Raw genomic sequence first — 1,039 nt, 5'->3', positions numbered from 1 at the left:
AGGGCCTGTATCGAAGTCCGCAGTCGTGCGTGAGCCGGTTTGACGTGTCGGAGAGGTCGTAGATCGACAACGTAAGAGGCCTCCGGTAAGTGGTTAGTCGACCAAGACAAAACCGAACACCGGAGACCTCGTGGCCACCTTAGCGGTGACGAGGCGGTTCGACCTGACCGATGCGCAGTGGGCGGTGCTGGAGCCGCTGTTACCGGCGCACAAACGGTCAGGGCGACCGTCGCTGTTCAGTAAGCGGCAGTTGATCGATGGGATTCGCTGGCGCGTGCGGGCCGGCGCACCCTGGCGCGACGTTCCCACCTGCTACGGATCCTGGTCGGCGGTGTACGCGCTGTTCCGGCGATTACAGCGAGACGGCACGTGGTCGCGGATACTCACCGCGTTGCAGGCGGTGGCGGACGCGGCCGGACGTATCACCTGGGACGTCAGCGTCGACTCCACCATCGCCCGGGCGCATCAGCACGCCGCGGGCGCGCGGAAAAGGGGGATCTTCAGGCCGAGTCGCCGGGCGGGAACTGCGAGGAGCCGGCCGATCACGCGCTGGGGCGTTCCCGCGGCGGGCTGACCACCAAGCTGCACCTGGCGTGCGAGCAAGGGCTGAAGCCGTTGTCGATCGTGCTCACCGCCGGTCAGCGCGGCGACAGCCCGCAGTTCACCGCCGTCATCGACGGCATCCGAGTACCGCGCCTGGACACTGGGCGACCCCGCACCCGCCCCGACCGGGTGCTGGCCGACAGGGCCTACACCTCCAGGGCCAACCGCGCCTACCTGCGGCGTCGCGGGATCAGGGCCACCATCCCCAGTAAGGCCGACCAGGACGCCAACCGCCGCGCCAAAGGGTCCAAGGGCGGACGGCCACCGGCTTTCGATCCCGAGGTCTACAAGCAACGCCACGCCGTCGAGTGCGGCATCAACCGGCTCAAACGCCACCGCGCTGTCGCCACCCGATACGACAAACTCGCCGTGCGCTACGAAGCAACCATCCTCATCGCCGCAATCAACGAATGGCTCTGATCGACTTTGACACAGG

At 67.3% G+C, this 1,039-nt stretch carries 1 protein-coding gene; it reads left to right on the top strand.

What is annotated here, in order from left to right; translation table 11 throughout:
• Positions 1 to 145 precede the first annotated feature (145 nt).
• Positions 146 to 1,023 (top strand): IS5 family transposase gene (locus tag Mco01_RS38695; protein ID WP_239104247.1). Its coding sequence is split into 2 segments (ribosomal slippage): positions 146 to 542 and positions 542 to 1,023, totalling 879 coding nucleotides; the frame shifts between segments, so codons are not numbered across the junction.
• Positions 1,024 to 1,039: the final 16 nt, after the last annotated feature.

This window comes from Microbispora corallina, from assembly GCF_016863035.1.
Classification (GTDB): domain Bacteria; phylum Actinomycetota; class Actinomycetes; order Streptosporangiales; family Streptosporangiaceae; genus Microbispora; species Microbispora corallina.
Note: the sequence above shows the minus strand (reverse complement) of the source record. Positions and strands in the feature narration are given on the sequence as shown.